The sequence below is a fragment of the Microcosmobacter mediterraneus genome (assembly GCF_031846265.1).
Taxonomy (GTDB): domain Bacteria; phylum Bacteroidota; class Bacteroidia; order Flavobacteriales; family Flavobacteriaceae; genus Microcosmobacter; species Microcosmobacter mediterraneus.
In genome coordinates this window covers 312476-339103 of record NZ_JAVRIA010000001.1, presented here as the reverse complement: position 1 = coordinate 339103, position 26628 = coordinate 312476, and the positions used below count along the sequence as shown (strand labels likewise).

At 31.7% G+C, this 26628-nt stretch carries 28 protein-coding genes; 11 read left to right on the top strand and 17 right to left on the bottom strand.

What is annotated here, in order from left to right:
• Nucleotides 1-205 precede the first annotated feature (205 nt).
• From RM697_RS01565 to RM697_RS01535, 7 genes are all read left to right on the top strand, one after another.
• Nucleotides 206-718 carry a DUF4199 domain-containing protein gene (locus RM697_RS01565; RefSeq protein ID WP_311426086.1) on the top strand — a complete coding sequence of 171 codons (513 nt, stop codon included), beginning with the start codon at nt 206-208 and terminating at the stop codon, nt 716-718.
• A 55-nt stretch (nt 719-773) separates the two neighbouring features.
• Nucleotides 774-1721, top strand: coding sequence for a glycosyltransferase family 2 protein (locus RM697_RS01560; RefSeq protein WP_311426085.1), 948 nt, complete (start codon nt 774-776; stop codon nt 1719-1721).
• Between the two features lie 75 nt (nt 1722-1796).
• Complete coding sequence (locus RM697_RS01555) at nt 1797-3527, top strand: phospho-sugar mutase (protein ID WP_311426084.1); 1731 nt, start codon at nt 1797-1799, stop codon at nt 3525-3527.
• A complete protein-coding gene (locus RM697_RS01550) occupies nt 3527-5356 on the top strand; it encodes an ABC transporter ATP-binding protein (RefSeq protein WP_311426083.1) in 1830 nt (609 codons plus the stop codon). Before RM697_RS01555 ends, RM697_RS01550 begins: the two co-directional genes overlap by 1 nt.
• A gap of 284 nt (nt 5357-5640) precedes the next feature.
• Nucleotides 5641-6183, top strand: a complete 543-nt coding sequence (locus RM697_RS01545; RefSeq protein WP_311426082.1) for an RNA polymerase sigma factor — start codon at nt 5641-5643, stop codon at nt 6181-6183.
• Between the two features lie 31 nt (nt 6184-6214).
• Nucleotides 6215-6718, top strand: coding sequence for a hypothetical protein (locus RM697_RS01540; protein ID WP_311426081.1), 504 nt, complete (start codon nt 6215-6217; stop codon nt 6716-6718).
• 5 nt (nt 6719-6723) lie between these two features.
• On the top strand, nt 6724-7182 hold the full coding sequence (locus RM697_RS01535; RefSeq protein ID WP_311426080.1) for a sensor of ECF-type sigma factor: 459 nt from the start codon (nt 6724-6726) through the stop codon (nt 7180-7182).
• Between the two features lie 47 nt (nt 7183-7229).
• On the opposite strand, the gene RM697_RS01530 is transcribed toward RM697_RS01535, so the two are convergent.
• From RM697_RS01530 to RM697_RS01495, 8 genes are all read right to left on the bottom strand, one after another.
• Complete coding sequence (locus RM697_RS01530) at nt 7230-8312, bottom strand: WD40/YVTN/BNR-like repeat-containing protein (RefSeq protein WP_311426079.1); 1083 nt, start codon at nt 8310-8312, stop codon at nt 7230-7232.
• 78 nt (nt 8313-8390) lie between these two features.
• Nucleotides 8391-9092: an SCO family protein gene (locus tag RM697_RS01525; RefSeq protein ID WP_311426078.1), complete on the bottom strand. Its 702-nt coding sequence runs from the start codon at nt 9090-9092 to the stop codon at nt 8391-8393.
• Nucleotides 9070-9672 (bottom strand): toxin-antitoxin system YwqK family antitoxin, encoded by a 603-nt coding sequence (locus RM697_RS01520; protein ID WP_311426077.1) that lies wholly within the window; start codon nt 9670-9672, stop codon nt 9070-9072. Before RM697_RS01520 ends, RM697_RS01525 begins: the two co-directional genes overlap by 23 nt.
• Nucleotides 9659-10687, bottom strand: a complete 1029-nt coding sequence (locus tag RM697_RS01515) for a YHYH protein (protein ID WP_311426076.1) — start codon at nt 10685-10687, stop codon at nt 9659-9661. Before RM697_RS01515 ends, RM697_RS01520 begins: the two co-directional genes overlap by 14 nt.
• A 37-nt stretch (nt 10688-10724) precedes the next feature.
• Nucleotides 10725-11843 (bottom strand): YHYH protein, encoded by a 1119-nt coding sequence (locus RM697_RS01510; protein ID WP_311426075.1) that lies wholly within the window; start codon nt 11841-11843, stop codon nt 10725-10727.
• Between the two features lie 92 nt (nt 11844-11935).
• The gene (locus tag RM697_RS01505) at nt 11936-12382 is read right to left on the bottom strand and encodes a Z-ring associated ZapG family protein (protein ID WP_311426074.1); all 447 of its coding nucleotides are present in this window, start codon (nt 12380-12382) and stop codon (nt 11936-11938) included.
• A 2-nt stretch (nt 12383-12384) separates the two neighbouring features.
• Nucleotides 12385-12696 carry a hypothetical protein gene (locus RM697_RS01500; protein ID WP_311426073.1) on the bottom strand — a complete coding sequence of 104 codons (312 nt, stop codon included), beginning with the start codon at nt 12694-12696 and terminating at the stop codon, nt 12385-12387.
• Between the two features lie 38 nt (nt 12697-12734).
• Complete coding sequence (locus tag RM697_RS01495; RefSeq protein WP_311426072.1) at nt 12735-13313, bottom strand: RNA polymerase sigma factor; 579 nt, start codon at nt 13311-13313, stop codon at nt 12735-12737.
• A 145-nt stretch (nt 13314-13458) separates the two neighbouring features.
• Here RM697_RS01495 and RM697_RS01490 point away from each other — a divergent pair, with 145 nt between their 5' ends.
• Nucleotides 13459-14670 (top strand): RsmB/NOP family class I SAM-dependent RNA methyltransferase, encoded by a 1212-nt coding sequence (locus RM697_RS01490; RefSeq protein ID WP_311426071.1) that lies wholly within the window; start codon nt 13459-13461, stop codon nt 14668-14670.
• 24 nt (nt 14671-14694) lie between these two features.
• Nucleotides 14695-16491 (top strand): endonuclease, encoded by a 1797-nt coding sequence (locus RM697_RS01485; RefSeq protein ID WP_311426070.1) that lies wholly within the window; start codon nt 14695-14697, stop codon nt 16489-16491.
• 26 nt (nt 16492-16517) lie between these two features.
• Here RM697_RS01485 and RM697_RS01480 read toward each other — a convergent pair whose 3' ends face one another.
• The 8 genes from RM697_RS01480 to RM697_RS01445 all read right to left on the bottom strand — a co-directional run bounded on the left by RM697_RS01480 (nt 16518) and on the right by RM697_RS01445 (nt 24251).
• Nucleotides 16518-17396 carry a PPK2 family polyphosphate kinase gene (locus RM697_RS01480; RefSeq protein ID WP_311426069.1) on the bottom strand — a complete coding sequence of 293 codons (879 nt, stop codon included), beginning with the start codon at nt 17394-17396 and terminating at the stop codon, nt 16518-16520.
• A 12-nt stretch (nt 17397-17408) separates the two neighbouring features.
• Nucleotides 17409-18572: a sigma-54-dependent transcriptional regulator gene (locus RM697_RS01475; protein ID WP_311426068.1), complete on the bottom strand. Its 1164-nt coding sequence runs from the start codon at nt 18570-18572 to the stop codon at nt 17409-17411.
• Between the two features lie 8 nt (nt 18573-18580).
• The gene (locus RM697_RS01470; protein ID WP_311426067.1) at nt 18581-19405 is read right to left on the bottom strand and encodes a mechanosensitive ion channel family protein; all 825 of its coding nucleotides are present in this window, start codon (nt 19403-19405) and stop codon (nt 18581-18583) included.
• Nucleotide 19406: 1 nt separating this feature from the next.
• Nucleotides 19407-20720 carry an ABC transporter permease gene (locus RM697_RS01465; RefSeq protein ID WP_311426066.1) on the bottom strand — a complete coding sequence of 438 codons (1314 nt, stop codon included), beginning with the start codon at nt 20718-20720 and terminating at the stop codon, nt 19407-19409.
• Between the two features lie 2 nt (nt 20721-20722).
• Nucleotides 20723-21649 carry an ABC transporter ATP-binding protein gene (locus tag RM697_RS01460; RefSeq protein WP_311426065.1) on the bottom strand — a complete coding sequence of 309 codons (927 nt, stop codon included), beginning with the start codon at nt 21647-21649 and terminating at the stop codon, nt 20723-20725.
• A gap of 249 nt (nt 21650-21898) precedes the next feature.
• A complete protein-coding gene (gene dnaJ / locus RM697_RS01455) occupies nt 21899-23011 on the bottom strand; it encodes a molecular chaperone DnaJ (RefSeq protein ID WP_311426064.1) in 1113 nt (370 codons plus the stop codon).
• Nucleotides 23012-23047: 36 nt separating this feature from the next.
• Nucleotides 23048-23584, bottom strand: coding sequence for a nucleotide exchange factor GrpE (locus tag RM697_RS01450; RefSeq protein ID WP_311426063.1), 537 nt, complete (start codon nt 23582-23584; stop codon nt 23048-23050).
• A gap of 154 nt (nt 23585-23738) precedes the next feature.
• On the bottom strand, nt 23739-24251 hold the full coding sequence (locus RM697_RS01445) for a fasciclin domain-containing protein (protein ID WP_311426062.1): 513 nt from the start codon (nt 24249-24251) through the stop codon (nt 23739-23741).
• A gap of 115 nt (nt 24252-24366) precedes the next feature.
• On the opposite strand from RM697_RS01445, the gene RM697_RS01440 reads away from it, so the two are divergent.
• Both RM697_RS01440 and RM697_RS01435 read left to right on the top strand, forming a co-directional pair.
• Nucleotides 24367-24924 (top strand): RNA polymerase sigma factor, encoded by a 558-nt coding sequence (locus RM697_RS01440; protein WP_311426061.1) that lies wholly within the window; start codon nt 24367-24369, stop codon nt 24922-24924.
• Nucleotides 24921-25700 carry an anti-sigma factor gene (locus tag RM697_RS01435; RefSeq protein WP_311426060.1) on the top strand — a complete coding sequence of 260 codons (780 nt, stop codon included), beginning with the start codon at nt 24921-24923 and terminating at the stop codon, nt 25698-25700. The genes RM697_RS01440 and RM697_RS01435 overlap by 4 nt, the downstream gene beginning before the upstream one ends.
• Here the strand turns inward: RM697_RS01435 and RM697_RS01430 are convergent.
• The gene (locus RM697_RS01430) at nt 25695-26597 is read right to left on the bottom strand and encodes a TIGR01777 family oxidoreductase (RefSeq protein WP_311426059.1); all 903 of its coding nucleotides are present in this window, start codon (nt 26595-26597) and stop codon (nt 25695-25697) included. The genes RM697_RS01435 and RM697_RS01430 overlap by 6 nt on opposite strands.
• Nucleotides 26598-26628: the final 31 nt, after the last annotated feature.

Sequence of the window (26628 nt, the reverse complement as noted above, 5' to 3'; positions counted from 1 at the left end):
TTTATCCTTTAAAATCGTTTCTTTTTTGGAGGTGCAAATTTAAATAATTTTTACAAACCTACAATGCTTTTATTCAAAATTATTAACTGAATTAAAAATCATTGTTAATAGGATTGCTGATAACAAATTAATAATAATTTTAACTCATTGTAACAAATGTTTAATTTTATACACTAACTAAACAACTAATCAAAAATAAATATTTATGGAACACGAAACAGCACCTATTAAACCTATTGCTTACACTTACGGATTGTATTCTGCTTTAATCAGTATTGTAGTTCTCATTATTATGTATGTAGCTAACCTTGATAAAAGTTGGATTTTATCAATAGCCAGCTTCGTTCTTGGTGTATTAGTTTTTGTTTATGGCATCAAAGCTTATAAACTCTCTAATTCTAATATGCTTAGTATTGGACAAGCTGTAAAAGTTGGCTTGGCAATCGCTGTAGTTGGAGGACTAATTTCTGCGATTTACTCTTATGTGCATTATGAGTTTATTTATCCGGAATTTATTGATATGCAAATGGATACTGCAAGAGAACAAATGCTAGAAAGAAATCCTAATATGACACAAGAACAGATAGATCAAGCTATGAGTATGAGTAGTATGTTTATGACATCTACTTTTTTTAGTTTAATGTCTGTTATTGGATCTTTAATATTTGGTTTAATAGTATCGCTTATTGCTGGTTTAATTATGAGAAGTGATCAGTAATAATACTTTAATTTATTTCTTTACTTTTGAATCACAGAATTCAGAATATTAATAGATGCAAGTATCAGTAGTAATACCACTACTTAACGAACAAGACTCATTACAAGAATTACACGATTGGATTGTATCAGTGATGCAATCCAATTCGTTTTCTTACGAAATTCTTTTTATAGATGATGGTAGCACTGATAATTCTTGGCAGGTTATCACTGAACTTTCAGAAAGTAATGCTAATATAAAAGGGATTTGTTTTTTAAAAAATTTCGGTAAATCTCAAGCGCTCCATGCTGGTTTTGCAAAAGCAGAAGGTGATGTGGTCATAACTATGGATGCAGATTTACAAGATAATCCAAAGGAAATTCCTGAGTTATATCATATGGTTACTGAACAAAATTATGATTTAGTTTCCGGTTGGAAGAAAAAGCGTTATGATTCTGTAATTGCCAAAAACCTACCTTCAAAATTATTTAATTGGGCTGCACGTAAAACCTCAGGTATCAAGCTTCACGATTTTAATTGTGGACTCAAGGCTTATAGCAATGAGGTTATTAAAAATATTGATGTTTATGGCGAAATGCATCGCTATATTCCTGTATTAGCTAAAGATGCTGGCTTTACTCATATTGGTGAAAAAGTAGTGCAGCATCAAGCCAGAAAATACGGAAAAACTAAATTTGGTATGAATAGATTTATACATGGATTTTTAGATTTAGTAACCATTTGGTTTATTTCAAAATTTGCTAAGCGTCCGATGCATTTATTTGGTGCATTAGGTGGTCTTATGTTTATTATTGGTTTTGGATTTTCATTCTACCTTGGTATAGACAAACTGTATCTTAATCCAACTGGTCGTTTAATAACAGATCGTCCTCAGTTTTATATTGCTTTGGCAACCATGATTATCGGAACTCAATTTTTTGTGGCTGGATTTTTAGGTGAACTTATTCTAAGAACTAAACGCGAAAAACAGCGCTACCTAGTTAAGGAAGAAATAAACCTATAAGTAATTTTCATCAATGCTTTAAGGCGTTCTGGCTGCTAAATTATTACTTTTGCAATCTAATTACAGATTATTACAATGATATACATAGAACCTGAAATTTTAGAACGTGTTAATGGTTGGCTTACACCAACCTTTGATCCTGAAATACAACAGACTATAAAGCACATGATTGCTTCAAATCCAAAAGAACTTAAAGAAAGTTTCTACAAGGATTTAGAATTTGGCACTGGTGGAATGCGAGGTGTTATGGGACCAGGAACCAATCGTATAAATAAATATACGCTTGGAAAAAATACTCAAGGTCTAAGTAATTATTTACACCAAACTTTCCCTTCTGAGCATCTTAAAGTAGCCATTGCTTATGACTGTAGACATAATAGTAAATCTTTAGCAAAAGTCGTTACAGATGTGTTCTCTGCAAATGGTATACATGTCTATTTATTTGAAGACCTTCGTCCTACTCCAGAATTATCCTTTGCTGTTAAGCATCTTAATTGTCATTGTGGTATTGTGTTAACAGCGTCTCATAATCCACCAGAATATAATGGTTACAAGGTGTATTGGCAAGATGGCGGACAGCTTGTACCACCTCAAGATGCTGAAATCATTAAAGAAATAAATAGTTTAAAATATTCTGAAATTAAATTTGAAGCAGATTCTAGCCGTATTGAATACATAGGTAATAATGTTGACGATGTCTTTATTAACGCATCAGTTACTAATGGATCTTTTAATACATCTACTGAAGCTAGAGAGAACCTATCTATTGTATTTACATCGTTGCATGGAACGTCTATTACTGCTATACCAGAAACCTTAAAACGAGCTGGTTACACAAATATTAACATTGTTAAGGAACAAGAAGAACCTAACGGAGATTTTCCAACAGTACTATCGCCAAACCCAGAAGAGCCTGAAGCCTTAAAAATGGCATTAGATTTAGCTGAAACTATAGATGCTGATATTGTCATAGGAACAGATCCAGATAGTGATCGTTTGGGTATTGCTGTTAGAGACCTTAACAATAACATGACTATCCTTAATGGTAACCAAACGATGGTTGTTATGACAGACTTTTTACTGCAACAATGGCATAGTAATGGTAAAATAGATGGTAATGAGTTCATTGGTTCAACAATTGTATCTACACCAATGCTATTAGAATTAGCAAAATCTTATAACGTAGAATGTAAAATTGGATTAACAGGTTTTAAATGGATTGCTAAAATGATAAAAGATTTCCCTGATTTAGATTTTGTTGGTGGTGGTGAGGAAAGTTTTGGATTTATGGTTGGCGATTTTGTACGAGATAAAGATGCTGTGACCTCAGCACTTTTAGCCTGTGAAATTGCTGCTCAAGCTAAAAATAAAGGACGTTCTTTTTACAAAGAATTAGTAAATCTCTATACAAAGCATGGTTTATATAAAGAACGTTTAGTGTCCTTAACTAAAAAAGGAATCGAAGGTGCTCAAGAGATTAAGCAAATGATGATAGATGTCCGAGAAAAACCCTTAACAGAAATAAATGGATCAAAAGTGATTAGAATAGAAGATTATAAACTTTCTATAGCAAAAAACACTAAAGATAATGTAGAAGAAACGATACTTATTCCTAAATCTAATGTCTTAATTTATTACACTGAAGATGGTAGTAAAATAGCTTTACGACCAAGCGGAACAGAACCTAAAATTAAATATTATATCAGTGTTAATACTCAACTTAACGATAGCTCAGAATTTAGCTCAAAAAATACAGATGCTGAATATAAAATAGACGCTATTTTAAAAGACTTAAACCTTAGTTAATGTATTATTTTAAACAGATAATTCGCTATGCTTTACCTTACAAAGGCTATGGTATATTAAACATAGTTTGCAATGTATTTTATGCCTTATTTAGTGCATTATCGTTTGTGGCATTAATACCAATGCTAGATATTTTATTTGAACAAGATAAAAAGGCCAAGGTTATAACTAAGCCTGTTTACGAGGGAATTTCTAGTTTAAAAGATTATTATAAAGATTATTTAGCATACCAAGTAGATCAATATGCACAAGATGATCCTTCAAAATCATTGTTGCTTGTTATTGGATTAGTTATTATTCTGTTTTTACTTAAAAATGTATTTAGCTATCTAGCTATGTACTTTATCACCTTCCTCAGAAATGGAGTTCTTAGAGATTTAAGAGATGATTTATATCGAAAAACAGTAGACTTACCTATTTCTTTTTTTTCTGAGAAACGAAAAGGTGATATTATGGCACGATTAGGTACAGATGTTTTAGAGATACAACATTCCTTTCTTTCGATTCTTGAACTATTTTTTAGGGAACCATTAACTATAATTTTCACAATAGCAATGATGCTTTTAATCAGTGCTAAGCTCACCATCTTTGTGTTTATTTTTATTCCAATCTCTGGATTTATTATTTCAAGAATTGGAAAATCATTAAAAAAGAGCTCAGATAGCGTACAGAAAGAGCAAGGTATTTTTCTATCAACTTTAGAAGAAACCTTAGGAGGTCTTAAAGTCATTAAAGGTTTTAATGCTGAACAATTATTTAACAACAAGTTTAAGAGTTCTACAAATCGGTTTTTTAAATTTTCTAACACGCTTTTAAATAGACAAAATTTAGCATCACCTACTAGTGAGTTTTTAGGCATTACAGTTATTGCAATTTTGTTATGGTATGGTGGTAAAATGGTTCTTGTAGATGGTACTCTAGATGGTAGTTCCTTTATTGCTTATATGGGATTAGCATATAATATATTAACTCCTGCAAAAGCAATTAGTAAAGCTAGTTACAGTGTAAAACGTGGTAATGCTGCGGCTGAACGTGTGCTAGAAATCTTGAAAACAGAATCGCCTTTAGAAGATAAACCAGATGCTTTATCTAAAGACGTTTTTAAATCTAATATTGGTGTTAATAATATTTCCTTTAAGTATAAAGATGATCTCGTATTAAAGAACTTTTCTCTTAACGTTCCTAAAGGAAAAAGTGTAGCACTTGTTGGTCAATCTGGTAGTGGTAAAAGTACCATAGCTAATTTAGTAACACGTTTTTACGATGTAAATGATGGTAGTATTACTATAGATGGTATAGATATTAAAGACCTAAAAAAACAGTCGCTAAGACAACTTATGGGCTTAGTTACCCAAGATTCAATATTATTTAATGATAGTGTAAGACAAAATGTTTTATTAGGCGATAAAGATGCTTCAGATGAACAAGTTATTGAAGCCTTAAAAATTGCAAATGCATGGGAGTTTGTTAAAGATCTTAAAGGTCAGTTAGATTTTAATATTGGTGATTCTGGTTCTAATTTATCAGGAGGACAAAAACAACGATTAAGTATAGCAAGAGCTGTACTAAAGAATCCACCAATTATGATTTTAGATGAAGCAACTTCTGCTCTAGATACTGAGAGTGAGCGTTTGGTACAAGTAGCTTTAGAAAACATGATGAAAAACAGAACCTCTATTGTTATAGCACATAGATTATCTACTATACAAAATGCAGATACTATTGTAGTGATGCAAAAAGGTGAAATTGTTGAGAAAGGCACACACCAAGAGCTAATTACTAAAAATGGTATGTATAAAAAGCTAGTAGATATGCAGAGCTTTGATTAAATATTAACAACATAAAAATAAGAAGGCGACCTCTCGGTCGCCTTCTCGTTATATCACCAGATTTGGGGAACTGGTAATACAAATAGGTTAAGCTGGTGTAAACATATACTATATTTTTATATTATACAAGAAAAATATGTATTTTATCGTTATTATTAAACACTTTATCGATTATTTAAATTTAACTATTTGATTTTAAGACATTTAATTATTAGCTTAAAATTTGCGATATTTGATTAAACCTTTTTAAGCCATAATAGTCTTAATAAGCAAACCCTAATCACTTGCAAAACGAAACCGATTTAGTACAGCAATTACAATCCAAAACCCATAAAGAGCAAGCTTTTAAAACGTTAATGACGCTTTATAAGGAACGCTTATATTGGCATATTAGAAAAATTGTAATAAGCCACGATGATGCTGATGATGTATTACAAAACACGTTTATAAAAGTATTTAGGAGTATTGATAAGTTTAAAGGTGATAGCAAATTATATTCTTGGATGTATAGAATTGCCACCAATGAATCTATTACACATATTAATAAAAACGCTAAACGTCTTCAAATTACTAATGAAGAAATTCAGCAACATGCTGTAAACAATTTAAAGGCTGACACATATTTTGAAGGTGAAACTATTCAGTTAAAATTACAACAAGCCATCGCAACTTTACCACAAAAACAACAATTAGTCTTTAACATGAAATACTTTGACGACTTAAAATACAAGGAAATATCTGAAATTTTAGAAACAAGTGAAGGTGCATTAAAAGCATCGTATCACATCGCAGTAAAAAAAATAGAAAGCTTTTTAACTTCAGATTAAACCTTTTACGTAACTTTTAGTCCAATAGATAATGATTAACAAAGATTTACATAACATTAAAACAACAGGATTTAAAACACCTGATAACTACTTTGAGTCGCTTGATGATAAGGTATTAAAATCGTTGAATTCAAAACCTAAATTGAAAGATTCAATGCGTTCAGGATTTAAAGTGCCTGATGATTACTTTAACACCTTAGAAGACCATGTTATATCTAAAGTTTCTAGTGACCAATCTAAAGTGGTAAACCTGTTTAATCGTAAAAATCTACTTTACATTTCTGGCATTGCAGCTGCTTTAGTTTTAATGTTCAGTATTTTTACTTCTAAAGAAGAGACTTTTGAAATAGATTCTGAAATGGTAGAGTTATACTTAGAAGAACAAGATTTAGGCACATATGAGCTGGCATCATTATTAAATGAAGTTCAACTTCTAGATGAGGATTTTAGTATCATTGAAGAACAAATAAACGAATCAGACTTAGAGTCTTATTTGCTTGATAACGTTAATATACAAGACATTATAGAACAATAATACCCATGAAAACATTAATTATTCCTGCAATTGTAATGCTACTATCATTTACTGCTTTCGCTCAGCCTGGCGGTGAAAAAATGAGAGAGCGTATTAAAGCACAAAAAGCAACTTTTATTACAAATCAACTCAATCTTACAAGTGATGAAGCTCAGCAATTCTGGCCAGTTTATAACGCATTTGAAGATAAAGTAGAGGGTTTAAGAAAAAGTGATTTTAAAAGTATCAGGCAATCTTTAAAAAATGGTTCTTTGTCTGATGCTGATGCTCAAAAGGCTTTAGATAATTACCTCATTACCGAAGCTCAATTATTAGATGCCAAAAAACAATTGGTTAGCGATTTAAAGAATATTCTAAGTCCACAAAAAATCATTAAGTTGAAAATGGCTGAAGACGCCTTTAACAGACAATTGTTAGATAAATTGAAAAAGTTTAGAGAAAAGCGAGGCGCTAGAGGAAATTAATTCCTAGAAAGATTATATTAAAAACAAGCTTATTTAGGCCTGTTTTTTTATTCTTTAAAAGTTAACTTACAAATACGACCTCTGCCAGCTGCATAAGCTTCTTCTTCATTAATAAATCTGATGGTATAAAAACTTTCGTCACTTAAATGTGTCCATGTCTCTCCACCATCATTACTATAATCTACACCTTTAAAACCAACAGCAACTAACTCTTCACCTTCACCGTGTGGTAAATATTGTAAACAACTTCTGTAACCAGGACTTTGATTATTAGCAGCTAATTGCCATGTTTTTCCGCCATCAATAGTTTTTATTTTATTAGCTGAACTATCTGCAGGTTTAAGGTAATCACCACCTATTCCATATCCAATCTTCTCATTGTAAAAATCTATAGAATAAATACCTTCAGTTTCTTTTTCTTTAACTATTGGTGTGTCTATAACTGTCCAAGAATTGCCTTTATCATCGGAATAATAAATACGTCCTGCTGTTGTAGCTACCCAAGTTTTATTGCCTACAGTAGCTATATTAGTATCGCTGGCAGCAAAAGCACCTTCGCCTTCCATACCTTTAGGTAATTGATCACAGGTTAATTTAGTCCATGAGTTTCCTCCATCTCTGGTAATTATTATAGATAAACAACCATCAACACTATCACCAATACTAATACCTTCCTTTTCATTCCAAAATGCCATAGCATCATAAAAAACAGTATCATTAATTTCTTCGTAAACTAATGTAGCACGCTTAGCTTTTCTATGTAATTTATAAAGTTTAGCAGGATTAGCAATCGAGATAGCAAACATAGTGCCTTCCACTACAGCTATGGCTCTAAAATGAAGAAAGTTACCGTCTTGGTTTTTAAACTCAAATTTGGTATGATGCTTTGCTTTACTAAATTTAAATTCTGATAGGTCTATTTTATTTTCTCCATCTAAATCCTGCTTACCAAAATGATCTGCACTGCCATAATAGATATACTGATCATCAAACTCCAAAGCTCTTATGGAATAAGTAGAATCCTCAGCAATGGTCTCTATTTCTACTTTAGAGAAATTTCTAGGAGAAAAATCTTTTTTACAAGAGCATAGAATAATAGACAGCATGATAATTAAAGAGTAGACTTTCATAAACTAAGTTTTTGTAAAAATAGAAAAGCTTCACAATATAGAACTATGAAGCTTTTCAAATTAACAAATAAATCAGCATTAATTTTTCTCTAATTGTAATATTTCTACATCTATTATCAATTGAGCCAATGAAGCTCTATTTAAACCATTATAAATACCACGAATATGTTTGTTTTTATCAATTAATAAGAAGTTCTCGGTATGCAAAAAATCATTTATATCTTTTTTTTCACCCAAATCATTTTCCACAAAATAATGATGTCTACCTAAGTTATATATATCCTCTTTATCTCCTGTTACTAAATGCCATTTATTATCTATAACACCATGCATTTTAGCATAGTTTTTTAAAACTGATACAGAATCTCGAGATGGTGTAACTGTATGTGATAGAAAAAGAATATCATTATCATTAATAAGTTTTTCTTGGAGTTTTAGCATATTCCCAGTCATTTGAGGGCATATACCTGGGCAACTAGCAAAGAAGAAATCAGTAATATAAATTTTATCATTAAAAGTTTTTTGAGTAATTGTATCTCCTAATTGATTAACTAATCTAAAATTAGGTATTTTATGAAAATTACGTTCTTCATCTGTATTAGGTTTTATCCAATAAGGTGTGAAAGATTCATCCTTATAATAAGGTAAATACTTAATTTGCTCAGCATTTTCAGAAATATTAGTGTCTTCCTTCGTGCTTTTTTTACAGCTAACAACGTTAATTACAAGCAGGCTTAATATTAATACTTTAACTATTCTATTTTTTAATAACTTTTTCATCTTCTAGTTTATAACATAGAGTAGCTCGTCTCAAACCATAAACACGTCCATCTTTAGTTTCGTAATTAACATATAATGTTCCATTTTCTAACCAAGCTTGTTGCAAGCCGTCTTCTTTACCATGAATTAAATTTTTCCTTTTAGCTAATTGACCATTAGCATACCAAGTTTTTTGTATGCCATGTGGTATGCCATTTATATAATTAAATTCTGATACAATTTTGCCATCCTCATAATAATTCAACTTTTTACCATTGAGCTTATTATTAGAATAATAGGCATGTTTTTTCAGTTTTCCGTTATAGTAATATGCAAGAGATTCTCCTTCTCTTTTACCATTAAAATATCCTGTTTTTTCTGCTACAGAATCATTTTTATAGTATTTAACAGCATAGCCATTAAAAGGCTTATTATTATAAAACCATTGCCCTTTTGATGAGTTTAATGATAACTGGATTTTTTCAATTGTAGTAGTTTTTATTTCATTATACAATTGAACTTGTACATCTTTTTTTGATGAATTGTTACAATTGTAAAACACAATAAAAATTAATATGTATCTATAATTAATTAATCGCATTTGGTGTACCTTGATAAGGTCCTGCAAAAACTAAATATCTACCAAGCGAACCATAGACTTCATTAATAATGTGATAGTGATATTCTGCATCATCTGCATGTTGAGTTGTACTTGTGTGACCACCTGATGCATCTAGATCTGTAGGATATGTACCTGTTGAATTACATTTTCTACCATAGATAAAGAAGCCATCAGAGATGATACCTACTAAGTTTTGATCATCATTTGTAAAAGCTAAAGGCTCTAAATGGTAATGGTAATTTGAAGGTCCTATATGTGCACCAGCATAATCTAAACTACCTGCTGCTGAATCTAAAGGTCCATTACCTTCTTGATCGTTATAGATAAATGCACCACTTACTGCAATACCAATTGAACCCAGTTGAGTGGCAGAGGTTGAATTTGCCATTTGAGGATTTGTAGAGACCGTTAAAGTAGCATTATAATCTCGGTTAGCAGTATCAATTCGTGTTGGTGTCATTTGTGCTACATTAGTAACTGTTGGTGGCGTATATAGTGGATGAGATGTACTATAATAAGGTGTTAAATGATTAGGCTCACCAATAGTTTCAATTATAACGTTAGAACCATCTAAATAAATATCCGTATAATCTACATCAAAATCGGCATATGCAGGATGTAATGTAGGTGCTTCAGCTAATGTTGTGAAATCAAAATTCGCAGATGCGCTACCTCCATTTCCATCATTTGCAGTTATACTTCCAGAATATAACGTATCTAATTCTAAATCAGTTAGTGATAATAATAAACTAGATATATTAGATACAATTTCAATACCATTTAAGGTTACTGTATAGGTAACTTCATCACCATCTACATCATTAGAACTTGTCCAATTTAAAACTGCTGAAGATTCTGTTATAGAACTAACTGTTACTGTAAATGCTGAAGGATTAGAATTTTCTAAATTTTCAGCTTCATTATCTGATGAACAAGCCATTATGAATACTACAATTAGTAGTATACATGGTATAAATTTTAAAACTATTTTCATTTTGAATCGATTTATTTTATTAATTAATTGTAACGTTTTACTGTCTTCTTCTTGGTGGTCGTTGTCCCTTTTGGTTTGATCTTTTTAAAGATTTTAGCTCATTTTCGGTTATAAATCCATCATCATTTTTATCTACTTTATCAAAATCATTTTTCAAAGGCCCTTCCACTTCAGATGCACTTAATTTTCCATCATTATTTTTATCCATCATTTCCAAAAGATCCGCAAAACTTGGAGGTCCTCCTCGTCTTCCTTCTTCACCATCTCTACCTCTAGTATTAGGAGGTTCTTGGCGTTGATTTTGAGAGACTTCTCCCATTAAACAGCGACTTACGTAAGGAAACTCTTTTGTAACCAAGTACATGTAATTACCATCTACTATGATTCCGTTACATTCATCTAAATCTCCTTCGCCTTCTACATATTCAAAATCTGAAGTAAATGTACCATCATGATGTCCTCCAACAGAAATATCTAAAGACTGATGAGGATTAGTATATGTACAATCTTCTCCTTCTCTATTGCCTTTTATAGCTCTGTAACTAGGCTTGTATTTTCCGCTTTTAGAGTAATACATCGGAAAACCATCATGTGCAAAACCTATGTGAACTAAATCTTCACCAGAATCAAAATCTTTTATTACTGATGTTGGTGTACCATGATAATGATAAGCACCTGTTGGTTGTACATGTGCATAATTAAAATCTAAACCTAAATCAATAACATCTTGTAAAGCCTCTACTCTGAAATTTTCTCCTGTATCGCAAGCTACAACCTCAGCCGTACCAGGTTCAAACTTTACACCATTTAATGCTACACCAGGTTCTCTCATCCATTGCGCTTTACCTGTAAATTTTGGGCTTATTGGAAATGTATAAGTCCTATTTTGCTCAGAAATACTATTTGGATTACCTTGATTTGGAAAATCTCCTGTTTTATGATTTGGTAAGGCATTTGTAACCATAATCCTTAAATTATCATCTATATTAACTACAGTATTTGTACCATAGTTTTCATCCTTTAAAACATAATCACCAAAGTAATTGTCATGATTATGAGTTTGCGCATTACTATGACGATGTACCTCAGCTATTCTATTTACTTTGCTATTACAACTCATTAGTATTAGGCAGCAAACTACTGTAAAGTATTTCATGATTAAAAAAGTTAAAGGTTGTTATTATTAGGATGTGTTTAGTTTTAAAAACTTGCGTAAGAATTATGATATTCTCACCTAAGCTACTTTAATTAATGTCTTCGTTTTTGTCTTTCGCCTCTCTTTAGGGTTTTTTTCATAATAGCTTCAAACTTTTCTTTTTGTTTATCATTACAAATAGATCTTACTTTTTGTAGGTGAAAAAACAACTCATAGTCTTTATCTTTTTCATAGTTTCCAATCAGTGTTGTAATAGAGTCAATAAAATTACTTTCAATATTAGCATTTGAAACTTTTGTGAATAATTGATCCTTTAAACTTCTTATAGCTTTTGAAGTTGTTTTCATTTTTTCAAAATGTAAATCGCTAATGATTTTATATTCTTCTAACTGATTGTCATTAAAATCTAACTGCTTAACCATAAACAGTTCTGGTTTTTGATCTCTTTTTTTAGGCCCTTTAACAAAATGAAAGAGAAAAAAACCATTGGCAATTACTAAAAAAGCTAGGAGTGAATAAATTAGAGAATTCTTTTTCATAATTAATTTAATTGAATTAAGGTTTCGGTATCATAGATGCCATAGCGCTCTGCAAAACTATCTAACTGTTCATTATAGTTAGTTGTATTATATTGAATAAAAGCCGCTACATTAAGAAAAATGAATACTAATAAAGTAGCCATCTGAAACTTTGGTGTAAACCAAAAAAACGAACTATGTTCTATGGTGTTCTCTGAAAATAAAGATTGCATAGTCCTATCCTTAAAAAAAGGTGGAGCTTTAACTTTAGCAACTAAATTTGATAGGTTTAAAACCTCATCAATTTCATCTTGTATATTGTTTTGTGTTTTCATTGTAGTTTTTTAGATGTTATTCTTTTTTAAAACTTGCGTTATAAATTTTTCTTATAATAGTGTTCTAATATTTTCTGTAGATTTTTCTTAGCTCTAAACATTAATGACTCTACTGATGATATAGTTTTATTAGTAATTTCGGCAATTTCCTGATAGCTCTTTCCGTCTATCTTATGTAATGTAAAGACTAAGCATTGCGTTTCTGGCAAGTCATTTATAGCAGCAAATAAAGCCTTACTTTTCTCTTTATTTTCAAGGATTACACCAGGATGATTCATTTCAGTAAAATACTGAGTCTTATCAATAATAAAATGTTGTCCAGTTATAGATTGTAAAAAAGCAAATCGCTTTTTAGTATTTCGCTTTCTAATAAATTCCAAGCATTTATTAGTAGTTATTCTATAAATCCAAGTTGATAATTTAGAATCACCTTTAAATTTTGAAATTGATTTAAACACCTCTACAAAAACTTCCTGTGCTATGTCTTGAGCATCTTCTTTATTTGGTACAAAAGAAATACAAGTACCAAATACTTTATCCTGAAAGTCATCAAGCAGCTTACTGTAAGCATCTCTACTTTGATTTTTTAATTGCTTAATAAAGTCAGTGTCTTTCAAGAAATCTAAAATTAAACTACATTATAGATAGTTTAGATGTTATTAAAATATAAAACTTGTGCTATATAATTAAAAGTAACACTTTAATTTAATACACCAATAATCCCAACTTTTAATGTAACTTTGCACGCTGATTTTTAATGACATGCGCTTACACAGAAATTTATGTTTTGCAGTTATTGATGGTTTACATCAAATCTTCAATGAAGATGCTTATGCTGATAAAGTTGTTCAATCACTTTTAAGACGAGACAAGCGTTGGGGAAGTAGAGATCGAGGATTTATTGCAGAGACTACATATGAAATTGTTAGATACAAACGATTATATGGTGAGATAGCAGCTGTAAAATCTCCTTTTTCAAGAGATGATTTATGGAGAATATTTGCCGTTTGGGCAACACTAAAAGGTATAAAATTACCTGATTGGAAATACTTTACAGAGACACCATCACGTAAAATAAAAGGTCGTTTTGATGAACTCTCCAAAATACGTGTTTTCAGAGAATCTATACCTGATTGGATGGACGCTCTTGCTGTTTCTGAACTTGGCGAAAGATTATGGACTAATGAGTTAACCAAATTAAATGAGCAAGCTGATGTTATTTTGCGTGTAAATACTCTAAAAATAACTAAGGAAAAACTTCAAGGTCTTCTTTATGATGAAGACATTAATACTGAATTCATCAAAGGCTACGACTCGGCTTTAAAATTATCTGAACGTGCTAATGTATTTAGAACTGAAGCTTTTAAACAAGGTTTTTTTGAGGTACAAGATGCATCATCTCAATTAGTAGCTGCTTACTTAAATGTAAAACCAGGCATGAAAGTTGTTGATGTATGTGCAGGTGCAGGAGGAAAAACCTTGCATCTAGCGTCTTTAATGCAAAATAAGGGTCAGATAATAGCAATGGATATTTATGAAAGTAAACTTAAAAAGCTAAAAATTAGAGCAAGACGTAATGGTGTTCATAATGTAGATATGAGAGTTATAGATTCTACTAAACCAATAAAAAAATTACACAATAAAGCTGATAGAGTATTAATTGATGCACCATGTTCTGGATTAGGCGTCTTAAGACGTAATCCGGATTCTAAATGGAAATTACAACCAGAATTTATTGATAAAATTAAAAGTGTACAACAAGACTGTTTAGAACAATATTCTAAAATGGTAAAATCAGGCGGACAAATGGTTTATGCAACTTGTTCTGTTTTACCATCTGAAAACAATAACCAAGTTGATAATTTCTTAAACTCTGAATCCGGAAAAGCATTTACCTTTGTAAAAGACAATAAGGTTTTTGCTCATAAATCTGGATACGATGGATTTTATATGGCATTACTAACAAAACAATAGACTACATTGATTTTATAAAACACTATGAAACATATTTACATTTTTTTCATTCTTATTTCTACAATAGTTTACGCACAAGTTCCTGCTAACTATTACAATAGTGCTAATGGACTTTCTGGGTTTACTCTTAAAACCGAATTAAGAGATATTATAACTAATGGTCATGTCGATCAAGGATATTCAGCATTATATACAGGATACGAGACTACTCACTCGGATAACATAGCCGAAACTGGTTACGAGAATAACAACTCTGTTTTATTGTTTTACACTGAAAATCCTAATGGAGCTGACTCTTACCAATATTTTCATGGTAGTAATCAATGCGGAAATTATAATCAAGAAGGCATTTGCCATAATAGAGAACACATTGTACCACAATCTGCTTTTAATAGTGCTTCGCCAATGCAAAATGATATACATCACGTTATACCAAGCGATGGCTTTGTAAATGGTGCACGAGGAAGCGTTCCTTTTGGAATTGTAGCTACTGCAGATTATACATCGGATAATGGTTCTAAACGAGGATCAAGCGGAGTTCCTGGCTATTCTGGAACCGTTTTTGAGCCTATTGATGAATTTAAAGGCGATATTGCTAGAGCTATTCTTTACTTTGCTGTTCGTTATCAAAATAATGTTGATACTTACGGATTTGAAATGTTTAATGGTACAGAAGATCAAGTATTTGAAACATGGGCAATAGATATGCTTCTAGATTGGCACTACAATATCGATCCTGTAGATAATAGAGAAATTATTAGAAATAATGCTGCCTACAATTATCAGGGCAATGCTAACCCTTTTGTTAATCATCCTGAATATGCTAATCTTATTTGGAATCCTAATCCAGATACAGAAGCACCAAGTGATCCTACAAATCTTGTGGCTTCTAACCCATCAGACACAAGTATAGATTTAAACTGGACAGCTTCTACAGATAATATTGCTGTTACCTCATATGATGTTTATGCAGATGGTGTAAATTCATTTAATACAACCAACACATCATTTACTGTAACTGGACTAGTAGCAAACACCAATTACTGCTTTAGAATAACAGCTAAAGATGCAGCAAATAATGTTTCAGGGTTAAGTAATGAAGATTGCGAAACCACTACAGATAATGGCTCTGGTGCAGAATGCGCTAATGAAACCTTTGAGGCTATACCTGCTAATAATGGCTCTTATACAGATAGAATGTGGACTGGAGACAATGGATTAACCTGGAATGCCACAGAAGCAAGAACCGATCAAGACATTAATGGTAGTAGAGCTTTAACACTGGATATGCGAGGTTCTTCCGAAGCGGTTTTAACTTCGCCCTCAATCTCAGGCGGAATTGGTGACCTTACTTTAACCACTCAACGGAAATTTAGTGGTGGAACTGGAGATTTAAGCATCTATGTAAACGGAAATTTAGTCGGCACAATAGCTTATGATGATACTGTACAAAACTCTTCTCTACCTAATATTAATGTTGAGGGTGATATTGTTTTAGTTATCACTGAAGATACACCAGATGGAGATAGAGTTGCTATAGATGATTTATCATGGACGTGTTATACAGAACTGAGTATTGAAGAAAATAGCCTAGAGACAGTTAAACTTTATCCGAATCCTGTAACAAATAATTCTTTCACGGTTGAAACAACTCAAAATTTAAATTTAGAAATCTACGATGTACTAGGTAAAATAGTATTCAGTAAAACTGTAGGAGCAAACACTAGCACAATAGATATTTCTAATCTTAATAGTGGTATTTATCTTATAAAGCTTAATAGTGGTGGGCGATCTTTTACCAAAAAATTAATAAAACAATAAAAAAGGCGACCATTTGGTCGCCTTTTTTATTCACTGTTTAGTTCGTCTTTATACTTTTGAATATTCGATTGTTCTTCTTCACCTAATTCAGGTTCTTTAATATCACTGTACTCTTTTAAACTATCGTGTAATATTTTAGCTACAATATAGCGCGCTGTTGGTTTATTATCGGCAGGTATTGTAAACCATGGAGCATGTGGCTTAGAGGTTCTATTAATTGCATCCTCATAACAGTCTTGGTATTTGTCCCATAGCTTTCGCTCTTTTAGATCACCAGATGAAAACTTCCAGTTCTTTTCTTTTAGATTAAGACGCCTTAGTAATCTATTTTTTTGTTCCTCTTTAGATAAATTTAAGAAGAATTTAAAAACTAGAGTTCCATTATCTGCTAGGTGTTTTTCAAAATTATTAATTTCTTCAAAACGCTTATCCCAAAAAGCCTCATCAATATCAGAAACATCGTTGATTCCAGGAATATTTTCAGACATAATGTAATAAGGATGTACTCTAGTTACGAGAACATTTTCGTAATGGGTACGATTAAAAACACCAAATTTTCCACGAGCTGGCAGTGCAATATAATGACGCCACAAGTAATCATGTTTTAATTCTAATTCAGTAGGTACTTTAAAACTATGCACTTCAACACCTCTAACATTAAAGTCTTTAAACACCTCTCTTATTAGACTATCTTTTCCCGCAGTATCCATACCTTGCAAGCAAATAAGAGCTGCATACTTTCCATGAGCGTACATGGTATCTTGAAGCTTACCTAGCTTCTTTCTTAATTTTTTAAGTTGTTTTTTTACTTCGTCTTCCTCTACTCCTAAATCTAATAAGGTAGACCTATATTTTAAATTTATTTGTGAAGATACTTTAAAGTCATCTATTTCTATAACTTTCATTTTGTTATCTATTTATTTACTAGCAAATAGTTTTACGTCGCTTTCACTAACTTCCTTCTCACCAAGTATAATGAGGCGTTCTACAACATTACGTAATTCTCTAATATTGCCTGTCCAATCATAGTTTTGGAGAAGTTTAATGGCTTTAACTGAGAAAGACTTTTTAGCTGTGCCTTGTTCGCTTGCAATTTTATTAGTGAAGTATTCAATTAATAATGGAATATCATCTCTTCTATCATTTAATGCAGGAACTTTTATTAATATTACAGCTAATCTATGGTATAAATCTTCTCGAAATTTTCCTTCTTCTATTTCCTTCTTAAGATTTTTATTTGTTGCTGCAACTACTCTAACATCGACTTTAATATCCTTGTCACTACCAACACGTTGTATTCTACTTTCTTGTAGCGCTCTTAAAACTTTTGCTTGAGCTGATAGGCTCATATCACCTATTTCATCTAAAAAAATAGTGCCTCCATTGGCAGCTTCAAATTTACCTGCTCTATCTTTATTAGCAGAGGTAAATGCGCCTTTAACATGACCAAATAACTCACTTTCTATTAATTCACTTGGAATTGCTGCACAATTAACTTCAATCATTGGTCCTTTAGAACGTTCACTCTTCTGATGAAGCCAATGCGCAACAAGTTCTTTACCTGTTCCATTAGGACCAGTAATAAGTACTCTGGCATCAGTTGGAGCAACCTTATCTATAATATTTTTAATCTGAGCAATTTCTTTACTCTCGCCAATCATTTCATAATTTTTGCTTACCTTTTTCTTAAGCATTTTATTCTCAACTACAAGTTCTTTTCTATCTAAAGCAATACGAACAGTATTGAGAAGTCTATTTAAATCTGGCGGTTTAGAGATATAATCAAAAGCACCCATACGCATTGTATTTACAGCAGTATCTAAATCTCCATGACCAGAAATCATAACAATTGGTGTTTCTGGTTTAATTTTTTTTACAGCCTCAAGGACTTCAACTCCATCCATTTTAGGCATTTTAATATCACAAAGTACAAGATCGTAGTCTTCTTTTTTAATTTTTTCAATTCCTACTAAACCATCTTCGGCTTCTTCAACATTATACGTATCATTCTCCTCAGAGAGTATTTTAACTAATACTCGCCTTATTGCAGCTTCATCTTCAATGATTAATATTTTTGACATATCGTTTTTTATTTTGAATATAAATGTACATCTCTTTGTGGAAATGGTATACTAATATTGCGTTCTTTGAATAGTTCATTGATTTTAAAACGGATCTCGCTTTTTGGTATCACAGCTTCAAAACTATTATTTAAAGTAAATACTAGCTTGAAGTTTAATGAACTATCAGCAAAATCTGTAAACAACACCATAGGTGCTGGCTTACTTAAAACAGATGGATGAGACTTTGCTGCTTCGGTAAGCAATTGCTTAACTAATTCAATATCAGACCCATAAGCTACGCCAACAGAAACACTCTCTCTGGTTTCTATTCCGTTTTCCGTCCAGTTGTAAATAATATTAGTTAAATACTTGTGGTTAGGAATAATAAGTACTTTATTATCAATAGTAACAGCTCTGGTTGTTCTTAATCTAATTTCACTTATGCGACCAACCTTACCATCAATCTCAAGAATATCGCCAACATGTATAGATTGATCAACAAGTATAAAAATTCCAGAAATTATATCTTGAAAAAAAGTCTGTAGTGCCAAACCAATACCAACTAGCAAAGCAGCAGACGCCGTTAATATAGCTGTTAATTGTATACCGCTATTTTGAAGAGTTATTAGTACAATAACTAGGTAAACAAAGAACTTAGTAAACGTGAAAACAGAATTAAATTTAGGCTTATCTTCTTGTGGTATTTTTTTTGTGATTAGCTTTTTTAAGGCTTTTAAAATTATTGCAGTAACTATAAGTAATACAATAACTATTAATATTGCTCTTATTGAAAGATGAAAGCCTTCTCCAACAGTGATTTCGTAGTTTAAAAATTTAGTTATTTTTTCCATTCTAGTACTTCAACCACTTAAATAATTCTTTATAACTTGGTTTTTTACCATACATTAATATACCTACTCTATATATTTTGGCAGCAAACCAAACTGTAAACATAAAAGTTCCAACAAGTAAAGCAAGAGAAAGTCCTTGCTGCCAAAGCGGAACTCCAAATGGAATTCTCATTAACATCACTACTGGAGATGTAAATGGTATGAATGAAAATACAGTGGATACTGTACCATGAGGATCTTCTATAACCGTAAATACACCAACATAAACCGCCAATATTAATGGCATTAATATAGGTAGCATAAATTGCTGTGTATCAGTTTCATTGTCAACTGCCGCACCAATGGCAGCATAAAGAGAACTATATAGTAAATAGCCTCCAATAAAGAAAAATATAAATGCAACTATTAAGTTAGCTATAGGCAAATTAAAAATAGCAGTCATCATAGATTGCATCATATCTTCTGCACCTTGTGATTGCATGGCTTGGTTTACAATTTCTTGTTGTGGTGTTTGTGCTGCACTAACATCAATTCCTAAAATTGCTGTGACTGCAGTTAAAGCAATACCTCCAAGGATAACCCAAATTACAAATTGTGTTATTCCTGCTAATGATGTACCAATAATTTTACCCATCATCAACTGAATAGGTTTCACAGAAGATATAATTACTTCTATAATTCTACTCGTTTTCTCCTCAATTACGCTTCGCATAATCATGTTACCATAAATGATGATAAACATAAATAGCAAGTAACCAGCAATACCGCCAAAAGCTAGCTTTACAATATTATCTATTTTAGACGTTTTTTCACCAGCAAAACTTTCTTGAGCTATATCAACATCTAGTTGAGATGATTTAATCATTTCTAAATCTACGCCTTGATTTAGTAGTTTTATATCTGTCAGCTTTTTCTCTAATTTATTTTCTAAACCAGAAATTAAAGTCAGTGAAGGTGTATCTTCTGAGTAAAATTTTATTTGTTTGGAGATTTCACTTATATCCTCTTTTTTAGCGATATGTAAGAGACCATATTCTTCGTTGTTTTTAACCAACAGTTTTGCATCATATAAACTAATATCAGTTAAAATATTATAAGAGGTATTTTCTGTATTTTTAAAAATTTCGTTAACTAATCCTGTTTCATCAAGAATAGAAATTGTACGCTTTTTATTATTATTTAACTGAGATAAATAAGCAACAACTGTTATTAAAGCTATCATTATCAATGGGCTTAATATAGTCATGATAATGAATGACTTATTCTTAACTTTAGTTAAATATTCACGCTTTATAATTAAGGGAAGATGATTCATCGTTAATTGTTTTGTACAGTTTGAATAAAAATGTCATTAGCAGATGGAATAACTTCAACAAAATGATGCACTTCGGCTTTAGAGGTTAAGAATTTCAGAAGGTCATTTGAAGAATCGTTACCATTAAGTTTAACATTTAATTTTACATCATCATTAAGGTTTTTAAAGGTTGCAGGAAATACCTCGTATTTTGATTTTATCAACTCTAAAACTTCATTTGAATTTGTTGTTTGTAATCCAACTTCAAAGGTATTAGACTTAAACTTACGTTTAATATCTGTTAGTTTACCATCCAATATTTTATTAGACTTATGGATTAAGGCAATATGATCACATAACTCTTCAACAGACTCCATTCGGTGTGTTGAAAATATTACTGTGGCACCTTCTTCTCTTAGTTGCAGGATTTCGTCTTTAATGAGTGTAGCATTAATTGGATCGAAACCTGAAAAAGGTTCATCAAAAATAAGGAGCTTAGGTCTGTGCAAAACAGTTACTATAAACTGAATTTTTTGTGCCTGTCCTTTACTTAACTCTTGTATTTTCTTATTCCACCAATCGCCTATATCTAATTTATCAAACCAATGCTTAAGGCGTTTTTTCGCTTCAGACTTAGTTAAGCCTTTAAGTTGAGCTAAATATAAAGCCTGTTCGCCAACTTTCATAGATTTGTAAAGCCCTCTTTCTTCTGGTAAATAGCCAATATCCTTTATATGATCTGCAACTAAAGGATTTCCATCTAAAATTACTTTACCAGTATCTGGAAGAGTTATCTGATTAATAATTCTAATTAATGTAGTTTTTCCTGCACCATTAGGACCTAGAAGCCCAAAGATGCTTCCTCTAGGAACATTAATTGAAACATTATTTAAAGCTTTAAACGCTCCAAAGTTTTTAGAAACCGATTCGGCAACTAATAAATCATTCATAAAAAGAAATGTGTTAGTTCTGTGTATAAGTGTTGTAAAGATACCAAATGTTACACTCACAGAAGTGTAAATAATGAAATAAAACTATACTACAATCAAGAAAAAAAGATTAAATAAAATAGTTTAAAAAAACAAAACCCACCCTTATTAGATAAGGATGGGAAAAAATTGCTATGAAAAAGAAAAATTACCACTAAAATGAATTAGTGATAATTCAAATATAATGTTTTTTAGTAAAACAACGCTTTTTTAAGAGAACATATCTTTTACCTTTTCAAAAAAAGATTTGTCACCGCTTTGTGGCTTGGGCTCAAAATGCTCATCATTTCTCATACTTTCAAAAAATTCCTTTTGAGTTTTGTTTAATGTTTTAGGTGTCCAAACATTAACATGCACTAATAAATCACCTTTACCATAACCATTAATACTAGGAATTCCCTTACCTCTAAGTCTTAAAATCTTTCCAGATTGCACTCCTGATTCTATTTTTATACGCACTTTACCTGTTACAGTATCTATTTCTGTAGACGTTCCTAATACAGCATCTGGTAAACTTACATAAAGATCGTAATGCAAATTATCACCTTCACGCTTTAATGTTTCATGATTCTCTTCTTGGATTGCCACAAGTAAATCTCCAGAAATCCCATTTCCTGGAGCATCGTTACCTTTTCCTGTAACTTTAAGTTGCATACCATCGACAACACCAGCAGGAATCTTTACAGAAACTGTTTCTTCCGAAACCATTAAACCTTGTGCATCTGCACCTGAAGGTTTTTGATCAATAATTTGTCCTGCTCCTCCACAAACATTACAAGGCGCAGAAGTTTGCATACGACCAAGAATAGTATTACTTATTCTTGTAACTTGTCCTGATCCATTACAAGTAGTACATGTTTTATAGGTTGTGCCTTCTGCTTGGACTTTACGCTTAACTTTTATTTTCTTTTCTACACCATTAGCAACCTCTTCTAGAGTAAGCCTTACGCGTATCCTCAAATTACTTCCTTTTACCATGCGTCTACCTTGGCCACCAAAACCACCAAAACCACCACCGAAAGCACCTCCAAAAATATCACCAAACTGGCTAAAAATGTCATCCATATTCATTCCTCCTCCTCCAAAGCCACCTGAACCATCAAACGCAGCATGACCAAATTGATCATATTTCGCCTTTTTATCAGCGTTGCTTAAAACTTCATAAGCTTCAGCTGCCTTTTTAAACTTCTCCTCGGCTTCTTTATCATCTGGATTTTTATCAGGATGATATTTTAAAGCCATCTTTCTGTATGCCTTTTTTATTTCTGCATCAGATGCACCTTTGCTAACTCCTAATATGTCGTAATAATCTTGTTTTGCCATCTTGTTTATTCAATGTTCTAAATGAGAACTTTAACTTTATTGTCCTACCACTACTTTAGGATATCGTATCACTTTGTCTCCAAGTTTATATCCTTTCTCTACAATATCAATGACTTTTCCTTTCATATCGTCAGTTGGTGCTGGAATTTGCGTTATCGCCTGATGATCTTCTGCATCAAAAGTATCACCAGAATTTACCTCAATAGCAGAAAGCCCTTTTTGCTCTAATGTAGTGAGTAGTTTTTGGTATATAAGCAAAACTCCTTTTCTTAACTCTTCAGCTTCTTTATCATCTTCAATATGAGTTAGTGCACGTTCAAAATCATCTAAAACAGGTAATAATGATTGCATTACTTCTTCACCAGCGGTCTTAAATAACTCTACACGTTCTTTTGAGGTGCGCTTTTTATAATTTTCAAATTCAGCGAAAAGACGCATAAATTTGTCCTTCTCTTTTGCAAGTTCTTCTTGCAGCTTTTCTTCTGCTGTCAACTCGTTTTCTTGAGTGTCTTCCACTTCTTTTTCTTCTACTTGAGGCTCTACAACCTCTTGTTTTTTATTTTTTTTGCTCATTTTTAGAACACTTGTGTTAAATCTTCGATTTATGGTTGGCAAAAGTACTGCCAATATTCATAAAATGTCAAAATGTCATCAAAAAAATTAGACATAAAAAAACCTCGTCATAGACGAGGCTTTCTTTTTCATAGCAATACCGTTCTAACTTCACTTATTTTGGCATTACTACTGAGTCAATTACGTGAATTACTCCATTAGATCCTTTTACATCTGTTGCCACTATTTCACTGTAATTTCCATTTTGGTCTTTCAACCATATTTTTCCATTCTTAGACAAAACTGTCAAAGTTTGGCCATTTAAAGCTTTAACATCTACTTTTCCCTTACCCTTTTTTAAAGCAGCTACCACATCATTTGCCATTAATTTAGATGGTATAACATGGTATGTTAAAATGTTAGCTAGTGCTTTTTTATTTTTAGGCTCTAAAAGCGAATTTAACGTTTTAGAGTCTATTTTTCCGAAGGCAGAATTGGTTGGTGCAAATACTGTAAATGGTCCATCTCCTTGTAATGCTCCTACTAAATCAGCTGCTTTAAGAGCAGCTACTAAAGTTGAGAAATCTTCATTACCAACTGCTACATCTACTATCGTTTTTTGAGCTGTTGCCATTTGACTGATTGCTAATGCAGTAATAGTTACGAATACAAATAATACTTTTTTCATGATTTTAAATTTTAATTATTAATGTGTTTTAAGTTTTAAGCGCTTTCATAATTATTTACACAGGTTTACTATCTTTGGATGAGCTCAAATTAATTTTGGGAAATCTTTAACATTAATGCAAGACGATAGTATTCTAATTTCTAGATTAAAGACGAAGGACGAAAAGGCCTTAGCTTTATTATATGATAAATACGCACCTGCTATTTTTGGTGTTATTCTAAGACTATGCAAAGACGAAGGTATTGCACAAGAAGTTTTACAAGATACCTTTATGACTATTTGGGAAAAACCTGATGCCTACGATCCTGAGAAAGGTCGCTTTTATACATGGTCTTACAGAATTGCTAAAAATAAAGTGTTAAATATTCTGCGTAAACCAAAAAAGCTCATCCAAACTGAAGATTTAAGTGTATATAAAAATAAAGAAGCTATTGAATTGTCTAATGATAGTGAATTAGCACTTAAAGGTTCTATAAATAAACTTGAGGCGCATCACAAACGTGCTATTGAACTGGTTTATTTTAATGGATTAACGCATAGAGAAGCTCACAAGGAAATGGACGTTCCTTTAGGAACATTTAAATCTTATTTAAGACAAGCCTTAAAAAAGCTTAAAGAAAGTTATTCTATTGCACTAGTGTTAATGTTGATTTTAATTGAAGTAATGCGATGACGGACAAGACAAAAATTAAAGAAACTGGACTGCTTGAACAATACGTTTTAGGCGAGCTTGATGCTGCTCAACAATTAGAAATAGAATTACTATTAAAGTCAGATGAAGAACTCGCTGACTATGTATTAGAGATAGAAAAAGGCTTTGAAAATTTAGCCATAGATAATGCTATTACTCCTCCTAAGGTTGTAAAATCAAATCTCTTATCAGAAATTTCTAATAACACCAAGGTAGTCTCTTTATCTAACGAAAATAAATCTTCAAACAAGTGGTACTTAGGTATTGCTGCTAGTATCGCTGCGTTTTTATTAATAAGTACTTATTTTTTATATGCAGAGCTACAAAATGTAAAGTCTGACTTAGAAATGGTTTCTAATGAAAAGGATATGTTAATGAAAGATCTAAATAATATGGCTAATAATTATGATGATCTTATTAATTGGTATGATATCATTTCTGATCCTAACGCTGAACAATTTATTTTAAAAGGAAACGATTTATCACCAGAGGCTAAGATTGTAAGTTATGTTAATCATGAAGAAAAATCAGTCGTTATTAATGCTGAACTTTTACCAGAACTCGATCAGAATCATGATTACCAAATGTGGGCAGACGTTGATGGTGAAATGATAAATATGGGATTAATTCCGAAAAGTAAAGGTATGATAGCAATGACTTACATAGATAATGCCGAATCTCTAAATATTACTATTGAACCTTTAGGTGGTAATGACCATCCAACAGTTTCAAGATTAATAAGTAATGTGTACTTATAAAATATCTTCTAATGCAAGTTGAAGATTTGGAAATTGAAAATCGAAACCTGTACTTTCTATCTTTTGTGCACTTACGCGCTGACTTTCAAATAATAAGATATGCATTTCTCCTAATGTTAAAGCCATAATTGCTTTAGGAATATTCGGTAAAAACAAAGGCTTACCTAAAGCCTTTGCTGCAGCCTTTGTAAGTTCATTATTAGAGACAGGGTTTGGCGCTACACCATTATAAATGCCAGAAAGATTTTGCTCTATACAATGCACAAAGAGTTCTGCTAAATCTTTAACATGAATCCAAGATTGCCATTGTTTACCATCTCCAAAAGCCGCACCTAGTCCAAACTTCATAGGTTTAATAATCTCAGTGAGTGCACCTCCTTTTGCAGATAACACTAATCCTATTCTAATTTTAGCAACATTAAAATTGAGCTCTTTAAAAGCATCAACAGCTTTCTCCCAATGCGTCACAACTTTTCCTAAAAATGTAAATGAATACTCTTTATAATCCTCCTCATAGTAATTTATATCAGAGTCTGGATATATACCAATGGCACTTGCTGAAATAAACTGCTTAATTTTTATGCCATTTTTTGAAACACTATCATACAATAACTCTAAAGATTGTAAACGACTATCTAAAACCTCTTGCTTATAGCTTTTTGTCCAGCGTTTAGAAATTGAAGCTCCAGCTAAATTTACAACAGCGTCTACACCTTCAAAACAGGCAATATCAATCTCATAAACTGAAGGGTTCCAATAAAAGCCTTTGTAATTGGGCTTATTAGATATTTTATGCTTAGATGTCGTTAAATAATGTACATCAATGCCTTTAACATGGCATACGTTAACAATTTCACTACCAACTAAACCAGTGGCTCCTGTAATAAGTACTTTCATTTTGTAAAGATACAAAGGGATTAAAGCACTT

Excerpts from the sequence above, each read along its gene's own strand:
- RM697_RS01565 (WP_311426086.1), top strand. The coding sequence starts at position 206 with ATGGAACACGAAACAGCACCTATTAAACCTATTGCTTACACTTACGGA.
- RM697_RS01560 (WP_311426085.1), top strand. The coding sequence starts at position 774 with ATGCAAGTATCAGTAGTAATACCACTACTTAACGAACAAGACTCATTA.
- RM697_RS01555 (WP_311426084.1), top strand. The coding sequence starts at position 1,797 with ATGATATACATAGAACCTGAAATTTTAGAACGTGTTAATGGTTGGCTT.
- RM697_RS01550 (WP_311426083.1), top strand. The coding sequence starts at position 3,527 with ATGTATTATTTTAAACAGATAATTCGCTATGCTTTACCTTACAAAGGC.
- RM697_RS01540 (WP_311426081.1), top strand. The coding sequence starts at position 6,215 with ATGATTAACAAAGATTTACATAACATTAAAACAACAGGATTTAAAACA.
- RM697_RS01535 (WP_311426080.1), top strand. The coding sequence starts at position 6,724 with ATGAAAACATTAATTATTCCTGCAATTGTAATGCTACTATCATTTACT.
- RM697_RS01530 (WP_311426079.1), bottom strand. The coding sequence starts at position 8,312 with ATGAAAGTCTACTCTTTAATTATCATGCTGTCTATTATTCTATGCTCT.
- RM697_RS01525 (WP_311426078.1), bottom strand. The coding sequence starts at position 9,092 with ATGAAAAAGTTATTAAAAAATAGAATAGTTAAAGTATTAATATTAAGC.
- RM697_RS01520 (WP_311426077.1), bottom strand. The coding sequence starts at position 9,672 with ATGCGATTAATTAATTATAGATACATATTAATTTTTATTGTGTTTTAC.
- RM697_RS01515 (WP_311426076.1), bottom strand. The coding sequence starts at position 10,687 with ATGAAAATAGTTTTAAAATTTATACCATGTATACTACTAATTGTAGTA.
- RM697_RS01510 (WP_311426075.1), bottom strand. The coding sequence starts at position 11,843 with ATGAAATACTTTACAGTAGTTTGCTGCCTAATACTAATGAGTTGTAAT.
- RM697_RS01505 (WP_311426074.1), bottom strand. The coding sequence starts at position 12,382 with ATGAAAAAGAATTCTCTAATTTATTCACTCCTAGCTTTTTTAGTAATT.
- RM697_RS01500 (WP_311426073.1), bottom strand. The coding sequence starts at position 12,696 with ATGAAAACACAAAACAATATACAAGATGAAATTGATGAGGTTTTAAAC.
- RM697_RS01490 (WP_311426071.1), top strand. The coding sequence starts at position 13,459 with ATGCGCTTACACAGAAATTTATGTTTTGCAGTTATTGATGGTTTACAT.
- RM697_RS01485 (WP_311426070.1), top strand. The coding sequence starts at position 14,695 with ATGAAACATATTTACATTTTTTTCATTCTTATTTCTACAATAGTTTAC.
- RM697_RS01480 (WP_311426069.1), bottom strand. The coding sequence starts at position 17,396 with ATGAAAGTTATAGAAATAGATGACTTTAAAGTATCTTCACAAATAAAT.
- RM697_RS01475 (WP_311426068.1), bottom strand. The coding sequence starts at position 18,572 with ATGTCAAAAATATTAATCATTGAAGATGAAGCTGCAATAAGGCGAGTA.
- RM697_RS01470 (WP_311426067.1), bottom strand. The coding sequence starts at position 19,405 with ATGGAAAAAATAACTAAATTTTTAAACTACGAAATCACTGTTGGAGAA.
- RM697_RS01465 (WP_311426066.1), bottom strand. The coding sequence starts at position 20,720 with ATGAATCATCTTCCCTTAATTATAAAGCGTGAATATTTAACTAAAGTT.
- RM697_RS01460 (WP_311426065.1), bottom strand. The coding sequence starts at position 21,649 with ATGAATGATTTATTAGTTGCCGAATCGGTTTCTAAAAACTTTGGAGCG.
- dnaJ (WP_311426064.1), bottom strand. The coding sequence starts at position 23,011 with ATGGCAAAACAAGATTATTACGACATATTAGGAGTTAGCAAAGGTGCA.
- RM697_RS01450 (WP_311426063.1), bottom strand. The coding sequence starts at position 23,584 with ATGAGCAAAAAAAATAAAAAACAAGAGGTTGTAGAGCCTCAAGTAGAA.
- RM697_RS01445 (WP_311426062.1), bottom strand. The coding sequence starts at position 24,251 with ATGAAAAAAGTATTATTTGTATTCGTAACTATTACTGCATTAGCAATC.
- RM697_RS01440 (WP_311426061.1), top strand. The coding sequence starts at position 24,367 with ATGCAAGACGATAGTATTCTAATTTCTAGATTAAAGACGAAGGACGAA.
- RM697_RS01435 (WP_311426060.1), top strand. The coding sequence starts at position 24,921 with ATGACGGACAAGACAAAAATTAAAGAAACTGGACTGCTTGAACAATAC.
- RM697_RS01430 (WP_311426059.1), bottom strand. The coding sequence starts at position 26,597 with ATGAAAGTACTTATTACAGGAGCCACTGGTTTAGTTGGTAGTGAAATT.